Source organism: Streptomyces luteolifulvus (assembly GCF_008806595.1).
GTDB lineage: Bacteria > Actinomycetota > Actinomycetes > Streptomycetales > Streptomycetaceae > Streptomyces > Streptomyces luteolifulvus.
Genome location: NZ_VZRB01000043.1, coordinates 32,989 through 49,036, shown reverse-complemented (window position 1 = coordinate 49,036; position 16,048 = coordinate 32,989). Strand labels below are relative to the sequence as shown.

Annotated in this window: 13 protein-coding genes and 2 pseudogenes; 12 read left to right on the top strand and 3 right to left on the bottom strand. The window is 70.6% G+C overall.

The features are described 5' to 3' along the window. Positions 1–76 precede the first annotated feature (76 nt). The 10 genes and pseudogenes from F7R91_RS36635 (at position 77) to F7R91_RS36590 (ending at position 11,379) form a co-directional block, all read left to right on the top strand. The gene (locus tag F7R91_RS36635) at positions 77–1,297 is read left to right on the top strand and encodes an amidohydrolase (protein WP_150957447.1); all 1,221 of its coding nucleotides are present in this window, start codon (positions 77–79) and stop codon (positions 1,295–1,297) included. 993 nt (positions 1,298–2,290) lie between these two features. Beyond that, positions 2,291–3,340, top strand: a complete 1,050-nt coding sequence (locus F7R91_RS36630) for a BMP family lipoprotein (RefSeq protein ID WP_150957396.1) — start codon at positions 2,291–2,293, stop codon at positions 3,338–3,340. 291 nt (positions 3,341–3,631) lie between these two features. After that, positions 3,632–4,681, top strand: a complete 1,050-nt coding sequence (locus F7R91_RS36625) for a BMP family lipoprotein (protein WP_150957393.1) — start codon at positions 3,632–3,634, stop codon at positions 4,679–4,681. Between the two features lie 209 nt (positions 4,682–4,890). Beyond that, complete coding sequence (locus F7R91_RS36620) at positions 4,891–6,471, top strand: ABC transporter ATP-binding protein (RefSeq protein ID WP_150957390.1); 1,581 nt, start codon at positions 4,891–4,893, stop codon at positions 6,469–6,471. Next, on the top strand, positions 6,471–7,595 hold the full coding sequence (locus F7R91_RS36615; protein ID WP_150957387.1) for an ABC transporter permease: 1,125 nt from the start codon (positions 6,471–6,473) through the stop codon (positions 7,593–7,595). Before F7R91_RS36620 ends, F7R91_RS36615 begins: the two co-directional genes overlap by 1 nt. Beyond that, entirely contained in the window at positions 7,592–8,857 is a 1,266-nt protein-coding gene (locus F7R91_RS36610; protein WP_150957384.1) for an ABC transporter permease, read from the top strand. Before F7R91_RS36615 ends, F7R91_RS36610 begins: the two co-directional genes overlap by 4 nt. Next, positions 8,854–9,255 (top strand): cytidine deaminase, encoded by a 402-nt coding sequence (locus F7R91_RS36605; RefSeq protein WP_150957381.1) that lies wholly within the window; start codon positions 8,854–8,856, stop codon positions 9,253–9,255. Before F7R91_RS36610 ends, F7R91_RS36605 begins: the two co-directional genes overlap by 4 nt. Before the next feature lie 72 nt (positions 9,256–9,327). Further along, the gene (locus F7R91_RS36600) at positions 9,328–10,611 is read left to right on the top strand and encodes a thymidine phosphorylase (protein WP_150957378.1); all 1,284 of its coding nucleotides are present in this window, start codon (positions 9,328–9,330) and stop codon (positions 10,609–10,611) included. Positions 10,612–10,680: 69 nt separating this feature from the next. Then, positions 10,681–10,973: pseudogene (locus F7R91_RS43315) on the top strand (Uma2 family endonuclease); the annotation flags it as partial. Positions 10,974–10,992: 19 nt separating this feature from the next. Continuing rightward, the gene (locus F7R91_RS36590; protein WP_191971799.1) at positions 10,993–11,379 is read left to right on the top strand and encodes an STAS domain-containing protein; all 387 of its coding nucleotides are present in this window, start codon (positions 10,993–10,995) and stop codon (positions 11,377–11,379) included. Here the strand turns inward: F7R91_RS36590 and F7R91_RS36585 are convergent. Both F7R91_RS36585 and F7R91_RS36580 read right to left on the bottom strand, forming a co-directional pair. Continuing rightward, positions 11,263–12,279, bottom strand: coding sequence for a sigma-70 family RNA polymerase sigma factor (locus tag F7R91_RS36585; protein WP_150957370.1), 1,017 nt, complete (start codon positions 12,277–12,279; stop codon positions 11,263–11,265). The genes F7R91_RS36590 and F7R91_RS36585 overlap by 117 nt on opposite strands. Before the next feature lie 157 nt (positions 12,280–12,436). Continuing rightward, a complete protein-coding gene (locus tag F7R91_RS36580; protein WP_150957367.1) occupies positions 12,437–13,735 on the bottom strand; it encodes an MFS transporter in 1,299 nt (432 codons plus the stop codon). 63 nt (positions 13,736–13,798) lie between these two features. On the opposite strand from F7R91_RS36580, the gene F7R91_RS36575 reads away from it, so the two are divergent. Together F7R91_RS36575 and F7R91_RS36570 are read left to right on the top strand one after the other, a co-directional pair. Then, positions 13,799–14,752 carry a LysR family transcriptional regulator gene (locus F7R91_RS36575; protein ID WP_150957364.1) on the top strand — a complete coding sequence of 318 codons (954 nt, stop codon included), beginning with the start codon at positions 13,799–13,801 and terminating at the stop codon, positions 14,750–14,752. 77 nt (positions 14,753–14,829) lie between these two features. Continuing rightward, positions 14,830–14,952: pseudogene (locus F7R91_RS36570) on the top strand (RNA polymerase subunit sigma-24); the annotation flags it as partial. A 292-nt stretch (positions 14,953–15,244) separates the two neighbouring features. Here the strand turns inward: F7R91_RS36570 and F7R91_RS36565 are convergent. After that, positions 15,245–16,006 (bottom strand): prolyl oligopeptidase family serine peptidase, encoded by a 762-nt coding sequence (locus tag F7R91_RS36565; protein ID WP_150957361.1) that lies wholly within the window; start codon positions 16,004–16,006, stop codon positions 15,245–15,247. Positions 16,007–16,048: the final 42 nt, after the last annotated feature.

Genomic DNA, 16,048 nt, shown 5'->3' with positions numbered 1-16,048 from the left:
GGACGGGCTGATCTTTTGTTGATCGCGCGTCAGCGGGCCCTCCCGGCGTCCTACCCTTCAGAGGGTGAAGCAACTGATGTCCCAAGCGTCCGAGGTCGATCTTCCGGGGGAAGCGCTGCTTCCCGGCACGCTGAGCGACGTGCTGCGTGCCGAACTCGTCGCGTTCCGCCGCGACATGCACATGCACCCGGAACTCGGCAACCAGGAGTTCCGCACCACCGCGGCGATCAAGGCGCGACTCGAGCGGGCCGGACTGCGGCCCCGTGTGCTCGCGGTCGGTACCGGGCTCATCTGTGACATCGGTGACTGGGACGGGGGGCGGCCCATGCTCGCCCTGCGCGCCGACATCGACGGCCTGCCCATCCCCGACACGAAGACCGAGTGCGCGTACCGGTCGACCGTGCCGGACCGGGCGCACGCCTGCGGGCACGACGTGCACACGACCGTCGTGCTGGGCGCCGGCCTCGTCCTCGCCGAGCTGCACAAGCGGGGGCTGCTGCCCCGGCCCGTGCGGCTGCTGTTCCAGCCCGCGGAGGAGGTGCTGCCCGGCGGAGCCGCCGATGCCATCGACTGCGGGGTGCTCGAAGGCGTGGGACGCATCATCGGCGTGCACTGCGACCCCCGGGTGGACGCGGGACGGATCGGGCTGCGGGCCGGTGCGATCACCTCCGCCTGCGACCGGCTGGAGGTCGCCCTCGACGGGCCCGGCGGGCACACCGCCCGGCCTCACCTCACCACGGACCTCGTCACCGCCGCCGCCCGGGTCGTCACCGACGTGCCCGCTGTCGTCGCCCGGCGCGTCGACACCCGTGCGGGACTCGCCGTGACCTGGGGGCGGATCGAGTCGGGGCACGCGCCGAACGTGATCCCGCAGCACGCCGAGCTCTCCGGCACCGTGCGATGCCTGGACATCGAGGCGTGGCGGCAGGCGCCCGACATCGTGGTCGCGGCGATCGACGAGATCGCCAATCTGCACCGGGCCAAGTCGGAGATCAACTACGTGCGCGGAGTCCCGCCCGTGGTCAACGACCCGGTGGTGACCGAGCTGCTGCGCGAGGCCATGGCCGTCCGGCGCGGCCCGGACGCCGTGGAGGGCACCGAGCAGAGCCTCGGCGGCGAGGACTTCTCGTGGTACCTCCAGCACGTGCCCGGCGCCATGGCCCGGCTCGGAGTGCGCCCGCCCGGTGAGCGCACCGTGCGCGACCTGCACCAGGGAGACTTCGACGTCGACGAGTCGGCGATCACCGTGGGCGTGGAACTCTTCACCGCGGCGGCACTGATCGACGGCGGCCTGTAGGGCCGCAGGCCCCGACGCCGCTCCACTGCGCCGGGCGGCGCTGCTCTGCCGGACGCCGGGGGCCTGGCCGGCCCCTGTCTCCGGCATCATCCGCCCGAGGATGATCCGGCGCTGCCCTCGGCCCCGAGTCCCTACTCCCGGGCCTCACCCGAGCGGGAACCCGCGTCACGCCGCCGACCCGCTCCCCGGCCTGCCACCCACACGAGCCGCACCCGCTCGAGGCCGCTCGCGCGGGGGCCCGCTGTGCGTGGACTGTCTCCGCGCCTGTGCGGCGTACGAGTCCCCAGGCTCGAAGCCGTTTCGTGGAGCCCGCTTCGCGTCGGCTGCCTCCTCGGGCTTGCACCTGCACCCGGCCCCACGCACGAGGCCGCTCCCGTGGGGCCGCGTCACGCCGACCCGCTCCCCGGCCTGGCGCCTGCACGAGCCCCAGACTCGAAGCCGCTCCCGCGGCCACGAGCCCCAGACTCGAAGCCGCTCCCGCGGGACCTGTATCGCGCAGACCCACTCCCCGGAATTGCAACTGCAAGCACCCCAGGCGCCCAACAGACCCCCCGGGGAACACTTCCCATCACCCGCACACCCGCACACCCGCACCGCCCGGACAACCCACCCCGCCCGGACAACCCACCCCGCCCGGACAAGGCCCCCGCCCGGACAAGGTCCCCCGCGCGTCCACCGCACTGATCCGCCGCACAGGCCCCGCATGGCCCCCTCCGGTTGCGGGCGCGTCTGGCCGGAGGGAGTCTGGGCGCGTGGCCCAGACAGCTGCGCCATCACGCTGGAGGCACCCCGGACATACGGAAAGTTGTGGGACCGACGGGTGCGGTGTCCCCTGCACACCTTTCGATCCGGTGGTTCACAAGGGTGTAACCGGCCATCGGCACGAATGGATAACGGCAGTGCGATACCCCGTTCCCAGGAGTGTCTACGCGCGTTAATCTGCGCCGAAACCGAGCACCCACCTGCGGGGCTTTGGAGAATGGGGAACTTCAGATGCGTCGGATATCCAAACTGACCCGCGTCGCGGTGGGGGTCGCGTCGCTCGCGCTCGCCGCAACGGCCTGTGGCGGCACCAGCAGTGAAAACGGTGGCAGCAGCGAGACCAAGCAGGATCTCGGACTCGCCATCGCCTACGACGTCGGCGGCAAGGGCGACCAGTCCTTCAACGACGCCGCGTACTCCGGCCTGCAGAAGGCCCAGACGGAGTTCGGCTACAAGACGGCCGACATCGAGCCCACCGAGGGCGAGACCGACGCGGACAAGGAGCAGCGCCTGGTCTCCCTCGCCAAGCAGGGCTACAACCCGGTCATCGGCGTCGGCTTCGCCTACGGCCCCGCCATGGAGGCCGCGTCCAAGAAGTACCCGAAGACCACCTTCGGCATCGTCGACTCCGTGGTCGAGGGCGACAACGTGGCGTCCCTCGTCTTCGCCGAGCAGGAGGCCTCGTACCTGGCCGGCGTCGCCGCCGCCAAGGCCACCAAGTCGAACACCGTCGGCTTCGTGGGCGGTGTCGACGTCCCGCTGATCCACAAGTTCGAGGCGGGCTACAAGCAGGGCGTCCAGGACACCAACCCGAAGGTCAAGGTCATCTCGCAGTACCTGACCCAGACCGCCGAGGAGGGTGGCTTCTCCAGCCCGGACAAGGGCAAGGCCGCCGCCGAGGGCCAGATCGAGAAGGGCGCCGACGTTCTCTACGCGGCCGCCGGTCTGTCCGGCCAGGGCGTGATCGAGGCCGCCGCCAAGGCGAACGTCTGGGCGATCGGTGTCGACTCCGACCAGTACAAGCAGGAAGCCCTCGCGCCGTACAAGAACCGCATCCTGACCTCCGCCCTGAAGGACGTCGGCGGTGCGGTGTACACCCTCGCCAAGTCGGTCAAGGACGGCAAGCCGCTGAACGGCGTCCAGACCTTCGACCTGAAGGTGAACGGCGTCGGCCTGGCCGAGAGCAACCCCGAGTTCGCGAAGATCGCGGGCCTGAGCGCCGCCGTGGCCAAGGCCAAGGAAGGCATCATCGACGGCACCATCAAGGTCAAGACCGAGTAGGGACGACCGAAGCCCGTTCCCTCTGAACGAGCAAACCTGGTCGAATCCATACGAAGCGGGCGGGCGCCCTGGGTGCCCGCCCGCTTCGTACGTTCCGGGCCGGAGGTCACCCACCGCATCGTGTCCTGCGCCGTCGGCGAGCTGGTGATCACGGGCGCGAACAGCCTTGGCCACGGCCGGATAACAAGGTGGACAGAAGGGGTTTTCAGGCAGGTCTACGCGCGTTAATCTGCGGCGAAGCCAGCGCCGATGCTGAGTTGTCCGGCGCTGTTACGACAGGAGCACCACACCATGCGCCGGATTTCCCGGATCACGGTCGCAGGCGCAGCGACCGCCTCTCTGGCCCTCGCGCTCTCCGCCTGCGGCGGTACCTCGACCTCCTCCAGCTCGTCGGAGTCGAAGGGCGACAGGGGTCTCGCCATCGCGTACGACGTCGGCGGCAAGGGCGACCAGTCCTTCAACGACGCCGCGTTCGCGGGCCTGGAGCAGGCGAAGACGGAGTTCGGCTACGCCACGGCCGACATCGAGCCCACCGAGGGTGAGACGGACGCCGACAAGACCCAGCGCCTGGTCTCGCTGGCCAAGCAGGGCTACAACCCGGTGGTCGGCGTCGGCTACGCCTACGCGCCGGCCGTCAAGGAGGCCGCGGCGAAGTACCCGGGCACCACCTTCGGCATCGTGGACGACTCCACGATCGACGCCAAGAACGTGGCCGACCTGGTCTTCTCCGAGGAGCAGGCCTCGTACCTGGCCGGTGTGGCCGCCGCCAAGAGCACCAAGACCGATGTCGTCGGCTTCGTCGGTGGTGTGGACATCCCCCTGATCCACAAGTTCGAGGCGGGCTTCGAGCAGGGTGTGAAGGACACCGACCCGAAGGTCAAGGTGCTCTCGCAGTACCTGACGCAGACGGCGGAGGAGGGCGGCTTCTCCAGCCCCGACAAGGGCAAGACGGCCGCCGAGGGCCAGATCGAGAAGAAGGCGGACGTCGTCTACGCGGCCGCCGGTCTGTCCGGTCAGGGCGTGATCGAGGCCGCCGCCGCCAACAAGGTCTGGGCGATCGGCGTCGACTCGGACCAGTACAAGCAGGAAGCCCTTGCCCAGTACAAGGACTCCATCCTGACCTCGGCGATGAAGGACGTCGCCAAGGCGGTCTACAACCTGGCGAAGTCGGTCGAGGGCGGCACGCCCGGGACCGGTATCGTCAGGGGCGATCTGAAGACCGGCGAGGTCGGCCTGTCCCACTCCAACCCGAAGTTCGCGGACAACGCCGAGCTCCAGGAAGCCATCGACACGGCCAAGGAGAAGATCATCAGCGGCGAGATCAAGGTCAAGTCGAGCTGAGCAGTCTGCTACACCGTGAGCCTGTAACCGCGGGGTTACGTCCGCTCAACGGGGTACGGGGAGGCAGACTCCCTGTACCCCGTTGGTTCGGTGCGTCGCCCCATTCGATGCCATAGGGGCGCTACGCGCGTAGACGACCCCCGTCCCCAGGAGAGTGCGCCATCAACGCGTCCAGCAGCCCTCCGGCCGGCGCGGCGGTCAACGGTCAAGTGACCGCCGTCGAACTCGCCGGGATCACCAAGCGTTTCCCGGGCGTCGTGGCCAACCACGACATCCACCTCACCGTCCGCAAGGGCACCGTCCACGCCCTCGTCGGCGAGAACGGCGCCGGCAAGTCGACGCTGATGAAGATCCTCTACGGTATGCAGAAGCCGGACGAGGGCACCATCGCCGTCGACGGCGAGCACGTTGCCTTCTCCTCGCCCGCCGACGCCATCGCCCGCGGCATCGGCATGGTCCACCAGCACTTCATGCTCGCCGACAACCTCACGGTGCTCGAGAACGTGGTGCTGGGCAGCGAGAAGCTGTACGGCATCGGCGCCAGGGCCCGCCGCAAGATCATGGAGATCTCCGACCGGTACGGCCTCGGGGCGCGCCCCGACGTCCTGATGGAGGAGCTCGGGGTCGCCGCCCGCCAGCGCGTGGAGATCCTCAAGGTCCTCTACCGCGGCGCCCGCACGCTGATCCTGGACGAGCCGACCGCCGTCCTCGTGCCGCAGGAGGTGGACGCGCTCTTCGACAACCTGCGGGAGCTCAAGTCCGAGGGCCTGTCGGTCATCTTCATCTCCCACAAGCTGGGCGAGGTCCTCTCGGTCGCCGACGAGATCACCGTCATCCGGCGCGGCACCACGGTCGGTACGGCCGTGCCGAGCGAGACCACCCCGCGCCAGCTCGCCGAGATGATGGTCGGCAGCGAGCTGCCCACGCCCGAGACCGCCGAGTCCACGGTCACCGACCGCCCGGTCCTCGCCGTCGAGAAGCTGCGCCTGGAGGCGCCGGGCGGCAAGGCCCTCCTCGACGACATCACCTTCACCATCCACGCGGGCGAGGTCCTGGGCATCGCCGGCGTCGAGGGCAACGGCCAGACCGAGCTGGTCGACGCGCTCATCGGGCTCAAGCCCGCCGACTCCGGCACCATCGCGCTGGCCGGCGAGGAGATCACCGCCTGGACCACCCGCAGGCGCCGTGAGCAGGGCATCGGTTACATCCCCGAGGACCGCCACCGCCACGGACTGCTCCTGGAGGCCCCCCTCTGGGAGAACCGCATCCTCGGCCATGTCACGGAGAAGCCCAACGCCAAGGGCGTATGGCTGGACCCGAAGGCCGCCCAGGAGGACACCCGCCGGATCGTCGCGGCGTACGACGTCCGCACCCCCGGCATCGACGTCACCGCCGCGTCCCTGTCCGGCGGCAACCAGCAGAAGCTGATCGTCGGCCGTGAGATGAGCAGCAAGCCGCGCTTCCTCATCGCCGCCCACCCCACCCGCGGTGTGGACGTCGGCGCGCAGGCCGCCATCTGGGACCACATCCGCGACGCCCGCCGCGAGGGCCTGGCCGTGCTGCTGATCTCCGCCGACCTCGACGAGCTGATCGGCCTGTCCGACACCCTTCGCGTGATCTACAACGGCAAGCTGGTCGCGGACGCCGACCCGGCCACCGTCACCCCGGAGGAGCTCGGCTCCGCCATGACGGGTGCGGTGACCGGGCACCTCGAACACGAAGAGAACCCCGAAGAGCCCTCTGAGTCCCCGGCAGCCGCCCCCGGGACTCCGGAAGACGAGGCCCGCTGATGAAGAAGTTCGACAAGGAGCGTGTGCTCCTCGCGGTGGCCGGACCGGTGATCGCGCTCGCCGTGGCCTTCGTCCTGATCGCGATCGTGCTGATCGCTTCGGGCAAGAGCCCCATCGAGCCGTTCTCGCTGATGTTCGAGCAGGCCACGTTCTCCGACATCCAGGTCCTGATCATCAACCAGGCCTCGATGTACTACATCGCGGCGCTCGCGGTGGCCATCGGCTTCCGGATGAACCTGTTCAACATCGGTGTCGACGGCCAGTACCAGCTCGCCGCCATGATGGCCGCGGTCGTCGGCGCCCACGCCAATCTGCCGACCGTGCTCCAGGTCCCGCTGCTGATGCTGACCGCGGTCTGCACGGGCGCGTTCTGGGCGGGCATCGCCGGTGTCCTCAAGGTCACCCGTGGGGTCAGCGAGGTCGTCGCGACGATCATGCTCAACGCGATCGCCACCTCCGTCATCGGCTATCTGTGGCTGCCGAGCGTCTTCGGCGTCAAGGTCGGCAACAACAACACCACCGGCGAGATGCACGAGTCCGGCTGGGTGCCGGGCATCGACCTGGGCGACGCCGGCGAGATCTACGGCCTGGTCTTCCTCGCCGTCCTGCTCGGCATCGCCTACTGGATCGTCCTCAACCGCACCCGCTTCGGCTTCGACCTGCGCGCCTCCGGCGCCTCGGAGACCGCCGCCGCGGCCAGCGGTGTCGACCCCAAGCGCATGGTGCTCACCGCCATGCTGCTCTCCGGCGCCATCGCCGGTCTCGCGGGTCTGCCGATCCTGCTCGGCGACACCCACACCTTCAGCCTGAACTTCCCCACCGGCATCGGCTTCCTCGGCATCGGTATCGCCCTGCTCGGCCGCAACAGCCCGGTCGGCATCGCCTTCGCCGCCCTGCTGTGGGCCTGGCTCGACAAGGCCTCGCCCGAGCTGGACTTCCACGGCTACGACAAGGAGATCGCGGTCATCATGCAGGGCCTGATCGTGCTCTCGGTCGTCGTCTCCTACGAGGCCGTCCGTGAATGGGGTCTGCGCCGCCAGCAGCGCCGGGTCGGCGCGGAACTGGCAGCAGGCCGTGTGCTCGGAGCCGACAACAACACCACGAAGGAGGTGGCTGGCCGATGACCACCGCGACCGACCTCAACCAGCCCACGCTGCAGCCCGCGGCGCCGACCGGCCGCCGTATGTCGTGGCCCGTCCTGCTCCTGGTCATCGCCGGGGCCCTGGCGCTGACCTCGATCGTCCGCATCATCACCGGTGCCGACGGCATCACCAACGTCAGCCAGATGTCGACGGCGCTCCAGCTCGCCGTCCCGATCGGCCTCGCCGGTCTCGGCGGTCTGTGGGCCGAGCGCGCGGGCGTCGTCAACATCGGCCTCGAGGGCATGATGATCCTCGGCACCTGGTTCGGCGCCTGGGCCGGATTCCAGTGGGGTCCGTGGACGGGTGTCCTGGTCGGCGTGGCCGGCGGCGCGATCGGCGGACTGCTGCACGCGTTCGTCACCGTCACGTTCAACGTCAACCACATCGTCTCCGGTGTGGCGATCAACATCCTCGCCCTGGGCGCCACCCGCTATCTGGCCCCCCTCGCCTTCGTGGGCCACCCGGGCGGCTCAGCCAAGCAGTCCCCGGCGGTGGACTCCCTCGGCCACTTCACGGTGCCCGGACTCTCCGACGCCCTGCGCGACCTCAACGAACAGGGCTGGTTCCTGATCTCGGACATCGCCGGTCTGCTCGGCGGTCTGGTCACCAATGTCTCCTGGCTGACCCTCGTCGCCATCGCGCTGGTCCCCGGCACCTGGTGGATCCTGTGGCGCACCGGGTTCGGACTGCGCCTGCGCTCCTGCGGTGAGAACCCGGTCGCCGCCGAGTCGCTCGGCGTGAACGTCTACAAGTACAAGTACATCGCCGTGATCGTCTCCGGCGGACTGGCCGGCCTCGGCGGTGTGTTCCTGTCCATCGTGGCCAACCCCTTCTATCTGGAGGGCCAGGTCAGCGGCCGCGGTTACATCGGTCTCGCCGCGATGATCTTCGGTAACTGGATGCCCGGCGGACTCGCCGTCGGCGCGGGCCTGTTCGGCTACACCGACAGCCTCAATCTGCGCGGCGGCTCCGGAAACGTCCACGCGCTGCTGCTGCTCGGCGCGCTGCTGCTGATCATCGGCGCGATCTGGCTGGCGTTCCGCAAGAAGTACACCGCCTCCGCGATCATGCTGCTCATCGGCGGCCTGGTGTTCACCTGGTACGCGGCCACCAACGAGGTCCCGAACCAGGTCGTCTCCGCCACGCCGTACGTCGTCACGCTCGTCGTCCTCGCCCTGTCGGCCCAGCGGCTGCGGATGCCGAAGGCGGACGGTCTGCCGTACCGGAAGGGACAAGGGAAGTGACGCCGGCCGCCGACGTCGACTGGGAGCGGCTGCGTGCGGTGGCCCGGGACGCCATGTCCCGGGCGTACGCCCCCTACTCGGGTTACGCGGTCGGGGTCGCGGCCCTGGTCGACGACGGCCGGACGATCTCCGGCTGCAATGTCGAGAACGCCTCCTACGGACTCAGCCTGTGCGCAGAGTGCGGACTGGTCTCGGAGCTGCAGAACACCGGCGGCGGCCGGCTGACGCACTTCACCTGTGTCGACGGCAACGGCGAGATCCTCGTCCCGTGCGGGCGCTGCCGGCAGCTGCTGTACGAGTTCGGCGGGCCCGGCCTGCTCCTGGAGACACCGGCGGGAGTCATGCCGCTCTCGGAGATGCTGCCGCAGGCCTTCGGGCCCGGGCATCTCGCCAAGTAACTCCCGTGCGGCCCCTCTGATCCGACCGGCTCAGGGGGGCTGCGCGGTTTCCGAACGTTGGGAAGGAAAGCCATGGCCATGGACGCCATCTCCGTCATCCGCACCAAGCGGGACCGCGGAGAGCTCAGTGACGAGCAGATCGACTGGGTCATCGACGCGTACACCCGCGGGGAGGTCGCCGACTACCAGATGGCCGCGCTCAACATGGCGATCCTCCTCAACGGCATGAACCGCCGGGAGATCGCCCGCTGGACCGCGGCCATGATCGCCTCCGGCGAGCGGATGGACTTCTCGTCCCTGACCCGCCCGACGGCCGACAAGCACTCCACGGGCGGCGTCGGCGACAAGATCACCCTTCCGCTGGCACCCCTGGTGGCGGCCTGCGGTGCCGCCGTGCCCCAGCTGTCGGGCCGCGGCCTCGGCCACACCGGCGGCACCCTCGACAAGCTGGAGTCCATCCCCGGCTGGCGCGCCCTGCTGTCCAACGAGGAGATGCTGCACGTCCTGGACACCACCGGCGCGGTGATCTGCGCGGCGGGCGACGGCCTCGCGCCGGCCGACAAGAAGCTCTACGCCCTGCGTGATGTGACCGGCACGGTAGAGGCGATCCCCCTGATCGCCTCCTCGATCATGTCGAAGAAGATCGCGGAGGGTACGGGCTCGCTGGTCCTGGACGTGAAGGTCGGCACGGGCGCCTTCATGAAGACCATCGAGGACGCGCGGGAGCTGGCCTCCACGATGGTGGGCCTGGGCACGGACCACGGCGTCAAGACCGTCGCCCTGCTGACGGACATGTCGACCCCGCTGGGCCTCACCTCCGGCAACGCGCTGGAGGTCCGAGAGTCCGTGGAGGTCCTGGCGGGCGGCGGCCCGGCGGACGTCGTGGAGCTGACGATCGCGCTCGCCCGGGAAATGCTGGACGCGGCGGGCGTGAAGGACGCCGACCCGGCGAAGGCCCTGGCCGACGGCTCGGCGATGGACGTCTGGCGCCGCATGATCGCGGCCCAGGGCGGTGACCCGGACGCGCCCCTGCCGGCCTCGAAGGAACAGCACATCGTCAAGGCCCCGGCCTCCGGTGTCCTGACCCGTCTGGACGCCTACGACATCGGCATCGCCGCCTGGCGCCTCGGCGCGGGCCGCGCCCGCAAGGAGGACCCGGTGCAGGCGGGCGCGGGCGTCGAACTCCACGCCAAGCCGGGCGACACGGTGACCGAGGGCCAGCCCCTGCTCACCCTCCACACGGACACCCCGGACCGCTTCGAGTACGCCCTGCAGGCGGTCGAGGGCTCGTACGACATCGGTGCGCCGGGCACGGAGTTCACAGCGTCGCCGGTCGTGCTGGAACGTATCGCCTGACCAGGGAATTCCCCTTTCGCGTGAACGGGACCGGTGGGCCCCCACCAGGTGGCCCCGGTTCCGTTGTGCGCGGACACGGACACCCACGTTCCGGCCGCTGTGGCCGAGCTCGTCGTAGAGGTCACCTCCAAGTCCAACGCCCGCCACGACCGCATCAGCAAACCCGCCGCCTACGCAGCCGCCGGAATCCCCCTGTATCTCCTCGTCGACCGCTGGGCCCCGAAGGCCCCACGGTGACGCTTTACGGCGAACCGAAGGGCGATGTGTACCGTCCGCTGAGCACCGCCAAGTTCGGCGAGGCCCTCAAACTTCCCGCTCCCTTCGACCTCGTCATCGACACGAGCGAGTTCCCCGAGGCCTGAGTCTGTTCCACCGTCCCCGATGAATTGCCGGTGTCCGCCCGGTCTACCGGTCGTGGACGCCATGACACCCGCCGTACTCGTGCTGGTCGGCCCTGTCACCCGGGACCAGGTGATGGGGCTGAGTGATGACGTGCGGGCGTTGTTGGATGCCACCGGGGCCGGGGTCGTGGTGTGCGATGTCGCGGGGCTCGGGCCGCCGGGGCTCGGGGCCGTGGATCTGCTGGCGCGGCTTCAGCTCGCCGCCCGGCGGGCCGGGGGGCGGATACGGCTGCGGGACCCCGACCCTGCCCTACACGCCCTCCTCGACCTGGTCGGACTCCGCTTCGAGCTGGAGCGGCAGGCCGAACAGCGGGAACCAGCGCTCGGTGTCGAGGAAGAAGTGGAACCCGGTGAGCCGGCCGTCTGATATCTCCAGGACCTGCACCGCCCACGCGGTGTGTCCGCCCGCCTCCGGGTCCGGCTTGTACTGGGCGAACCCCGGCAGACCGTTGACCCGGACCGGCAGCAGACGCGAGCCCTCGCAGGCGGAGCCGAGGGTCGTCATGAAGCCCGTGATGTCCTCGTGGCCGGTGAGCCACAGGTCGAACGGCGGCATCGTCATGACCGCGTCCTCGTGCAGCAGGGCAGTGAGCGCGGTCATGTCGTAACCCTCGAACGCCGCCACATACCGTTCGAGCAGTTTCTGTTGCTCCCCGTCGAGCGGGTCGGAGACGGCCGCTCGGGCCGCCTTGTCGTCCCGCTCGGCGAGCGTCGCACGGGCCCGCTGCAGGGCGCTGTTGACCGACGCGACCGAGGTGTCGAGCAGTTCGGCGACCTCGCTCGCCCTCCAGGCCAGCACCTCGCGCAGGATCAGCACCGCACGCTGCTTGGGCGGCAGCTGCTGGAGGGTGGCCATGAACGCGAGCCGCACGGATTCCTTGGCGACCGCCGCCTCCGCCGGGTCGTCGACCGTGGGCAGGACGCGGGCGTCCGGCATCGGCTCCAGCCAGGTGTTGTCCGGCCGGGGGGAGAGGGCCGCCTGCGCCAGCGGGGTGGAATCCGAGAGGTCCATGGGCCGGGCGCGTCTGTTGCCCGCCGTCAGCATGTCCAGGCAGACATTGGTCGCGATGCGGTAGAGCCAGGAACGGAGGCTGGAGCGGCCCTCGAACTTGTCGTAGCTGCGCCAGGCGCGGACCAGCGTGTCCTGCACCGCGTCCTCGGCCTCGAAGGAGGAGCCGAGCATGCGGTAGCAGTAGCCGGTCAGTTCGACCCGGTGTCGCTCCAGCCTGACGTCGAGGTCTTCCGCCGTCGCCGTGCTGTCCGTCATCGTCCACCCACCCCTGTGGCTGTTCGTGTCGTGCGCGTCTTTGCGCCCCGCACTTGGAAGCTACCGCAGGGAACTGACAACGGCGCCTCGGGTGAGGAAACCCGCAGGTCAGGGGGTGGTGGGCGGCCAGAGGGGGGACGAACGGCCCCGGTGGTGGCTACGCGGCCGCCGGTCGTCCCGCCCGGCCCGCCCGTGCCGCCCTTGTGCCGATCACCGTGATCGTCACGACGCCCAGGACCGCCAGCACCCCGACGCCCACCGTCCCGGCCCAGCCGCCGGCGTGGAAGGCCATCGCTCCCACCGTGCTGCCCGCGCTGGAGCCGATGTAGTACGCCGACTGGTACAGCGCCGACGCCTGGGCGCGGCCGTGCGTCGCCGCCTTGCTGACCGCCGAGGACGCCACCGCGTGGCCCGCGAAGAAGCCGGCGGTGATCAGGACGAGGCCGAGCAGGACCGGCGTGAGCGAGTCCGCCAGGGACAGCAGCAGGCCCGAGGCCGTCGTGCCGCCCGCCAGGTACAGGGCACCGCGGCGGCCCAGGCGGCCCACCAGCCGGCCCGCCGCCGACGCCGACACCGTACCCACCAGGTAGACGAGGAAGATCGAGCCGATGATGCCCTGGGGCAGGCCGAAGGGAGCCTCGGTCAGGCGGTAACCGATCACGGTGTAGACGCCGCCGAAGACCGTCATGAACAGGGCGCCGATCGCATACAGCCGGCGCAGCAGCGGGTCGGAGAGGTGGTCGCGGACCGTGCGGGCCAGGACGCGCGGGCGCAGCGAGCCCGGTGTGAAGTGCCTCGGCGCCGGCAGCAGCACCCGGAAGGCCACCGCGCACGCCACCGCGATCACGCCGATCACTCCGACCGCGATCCGCCAGCCCCACTCCTGCGCGACCCAGCCGGTGACGACCCGGCCGCTCATCCCGCCGACGCTGTTGCCCGCGACGAACAGGCCGATCGCCGTGATCAGGGCCCGGGGGCGGACCTCCTCCGCGAGATACGCGGTCGCCGACGCCGGCAGGCCCGCCAGCGCCGCGCCCTGGACCGCCCGCAGCGCGACCAGTGCGGTCAGCGAGGGGGCGAAGGGGACCAGGAGTCCGAGTGTCACCGCGACCGCCAGCGACGCGGTCATGACCGTACGCCGTCCGAACCGTTCCGACAGGGCGCTCATCGGCAGCACGAACAGGGCCAGTCCGCCCGTCGCCGCCGCGACGGTCCAGCTCGCCTCGCTCGCCGCCACCCCGAACTCGCCGGAGATGAGCGGAAGCAGGGCCTGGGTGGAGTAGAGGAGCGCGAAGGTCGCGACACCGGCGAGGAAGAGGGCGAGGCTCATCCGGCGGTAGCCGGGGCCGCCGGGGGTCAGTCGGGAGTCGGCGGCAGGGACGGCGGACGGGGCGGTCGAAGGGACGGCGGAGGAGGCGACCACGACGGTGGACGCCCCGGTACTGGCGGGAGACATGCCTCGAAGCTATGTACGCCCCCGCTCATCCGTCCAATGCACGGAATCGTCATAATCGTTCCCATGGTGCATCAGCAGAGGTCACAGGAGCGTCTGTCACCGTTCAGTGACACAGAAGACATCGTCGCGCTGCTTGTTCCGCGGCTCGCGCACTTCGCCGGTGTCGCCCGCACCGAACACGTCACACGTGCCGCGCAGGAGATGCAGGTCCCGCAGTCGACCCTGTCACGGGCGATGGTCAGGCTCGAACAGGACCTGGGCGTCGACCTGTTCGCCCGCCGCGGCCGGACCGTCTCGCTCACGCCCGCCGGGCGCACCTTCCTCGCCTCCGTCGAGCGTGCCCTCGCCGAGATCGAGCGGGCCGCCGACGAGGTGCGCGCCGACGCCGACCCGGCCACCGGCAAGGTCGCCTTCGGCTTCCTGCACACCATGGGCTGGGAGACCGTCCCGGGGCTCATCCGTGCCTTCCGCGCCGACCATCCGCGGGTCCGCTTCAGCCTCGTCCAGAACTACGGCGAGGCGATGATCGAGCGGCTGCGGGCGGGGGAGCTGGACCTCTGCCTCACCTCCCCGGTGCCGGACGCGCCCGACCTCGTCGGCCGCCGCCTCGACGAGCAGAAACTGCGTCTGGTCGTGCCGGCCGACCACCGCCTCGCCGCCCGCAGGCGCACCCGGCTCGCCGAGGCCGCCGACGAGACCTTCGTGACCCTCGAACCCGGATACGGCCTGCGCCGTATCACCGACGACCTGTGCCAGGAGGCCGGCTTCAAGCCCCGGATCGCGTTCGAGGGCGAGGAGGCCGAGACGCTTCGCGGGCTGGTCGCCGCGGGGCTCGGGGTGGCCCTGCTGCCGCCGCCCGCCGTACCCCGCCCGGGAGTTGTCGAGCTGACGGTCACCGCCCCGCGCGCGGTGCGCGAGATCGGCGTCGCCTGGCTCGACGGCCATCCGGACACCCCGCCGGTGGCGGCCTTCAAGAAGTTCCTGCTGGCCCAGCGGGGGCGCCTGCTCTCCGACTGACGGCTGCCCGGGGCGCCCGTAAGTGACGGGGATCTCCGGGGAGAAAACCCGCCGTCCGGGCCGGGCGTCTAGGGGGTGTGAGATCAGTCAGGAAGACACCGGGCGAGCTGGACGAGGAGCGTCTCGTCCGGCTGATGGCCAGGAGCGACCGTGCCGCGTTCGAGGAGCTGTACCGGCGTACGTCGCCGTGGCTGGCCCTGGGCAGCCAGGCGCCGGTCTCGATCCGGGAGAGCACCGACCTGCGGGCGCTCGGGGACACAGCTGGATGCTGATGCCGTCCGGCGCGGTTGCGGGCACGTGGACGGCGCTGACCCTCGCGGTCGCGGGCACGTTTCTGTACGCCTTCGCGGGCCCGAGACGGTAGTTCGGTCGGGTTCACCGTGCGGGTCGTCCGTGGCCGATGGCGCGGGTTCCCCCGCGCGTCCGTGGCCGATGGCGCGGTTCCTCCCGCGCGTCCGTGGCCGGTGGCGCGGTCCCCCGCCCCTTCGGGCGCTACCGCCGCAGCGACTTGCCGAAGCCCGCCGCCAACGGCATCCGCAGGCCCAGTGGTGGGGGTGCGGCCAGGGCGTCCTCCACCGGGCGGGAGTAGGCCCGGCCGAACAGTGAGCCCATGACGAAGTCCTCGGCGAGGGCGTGGACTTCCTCGCGATGCTGGTTCAGGGTGTGGCCGTCGGAATGGACTTCGAAGCGGCAGACGTCCCGGTTGGCCTTCTTCGCGCGCTGCGCGAACCGGAAGGACAGCTCGGGGTCGGTGCGCTGGTCGTTGGTGCCGTGCACGATCAGCACCCGCCGGCCGGCGAGCTGCCTCACCGGTTCGGGTGGCGCGGCCACATCCTCCTCCGGCAGCCAAGGGGCCATCGCCAGCACGGAGTTGACGGCCTCGTGCCCGCCCGAGTGCAGCGCCGCGCGGCCGCCCATGTCGATTCCGGCAAGACAGACGGGGACGTCGCCGTAGCGTCGTACGGCCTCGTCGGCGGCCCAGGACGCGTCACCGGCCAGATGGGCCTCCGAGCCGTTCCAGCCGCGGTAGCGGTAGTGCACGACGTGGGTGGCCAGGCCCTCGTCCCGGCCCGCGCGGGCCAGCCGGCGCCCCAGCGCGCGTACGGACACGTTCGCCATCATCGGGGACGGTCTGCGGCCGGAGACCACCTCGCCGCCCGGGAGCAGGAGCACCACCCCGCTCACCGCCGTCGGTTCCGGGCCGATCGCCCTCCCCAGCCGAGCCGTGCGAACCGCCGACGCTTGGTGTGCCATGACAGAACAGTGTCAGAAGCGAGGGTGTACGCCACTGGTCCG

Bases quoted from the DNA above. Each gene is read 5' to 3' on its own strand.
- F7R91_RS36635 (WP_150957447.1), top strand. From the start codon at position 77: ATGTCCCAAGCGTCCGAGGTCGATCTTCCGGGGGAAGCGCTGCTTCCC.
- F7R91_RS36630 (WP_150957396.1), top strand. From the start codon at position 2,291: ATGCGTCGGATATCCAAACTGACCCGCGTCGCGGTGGGGGTCGCGTCG.
- F7R91_RS36625 (WP_150957393.1), top strand. From the start codon at position 3,632: ATGCGCCGGATTTCCCGGATCACGGTCGCAGGCGCAGCGACCGCCTCT.
- F7R91_RS36615 (WP_150957387.1), top strand. From the start codon at position 6,471: ATGAAGAAGTTCGACAAGGAGCGTGTGCTCCTCGCGGTGGCCGGACCG.
- F7R91_RS36610 (WP_150957384.1), top strand. From the start codon at position 7,592: ATGACCACCGCGACCGACCTCAACCAGCCCACGCTGCAGCCCGCGGCG.
- F7R91_RS36600 (WP_150957378.1), top strand. From the start codon at position 9,328: ATGGCCATGGACGCCATCTCCGTCATCCGCACCAAGCGGGACCGCGGA.
- F7R91_RS36590 (WP_191971799.1), top strand. From the start codon at position 10,993: ATGAATTGCCGGTGTCCGCCCGGTCTACCGGTCGTGGACGCCATGACA.
- F7R91_RS36585 (WP_150957370.1), bottom strand. From the start codon at position 12,279: ATGACGGACAGCACGGCGACGGCGGAAGACCTCGACGTCAGGCTGGAG.
- F7R91_RS36580 (WP_150957367.1), bottom strand. From the start codon at position 13,735: ATGTCTCCCGCCAGTACCGGGGCGTCCACCGTCGTGGTCGCCTCCTCC.
- F7R91_RS36575 (WP_150957364.1), top strand. From the start codon at position 13,799: ATGGTGCATCAGCAGAGGTCACAGGAGCGTCTGTCACCGTTCAGTGAC.
- F7R91_RS36565 (WP_150957361.1), bottom strand. From the start codon at position 16,006: ATGGCACACCAAGCGTCGGCGGTTCGCACGGCTCGGCTGGGGAGGGCG.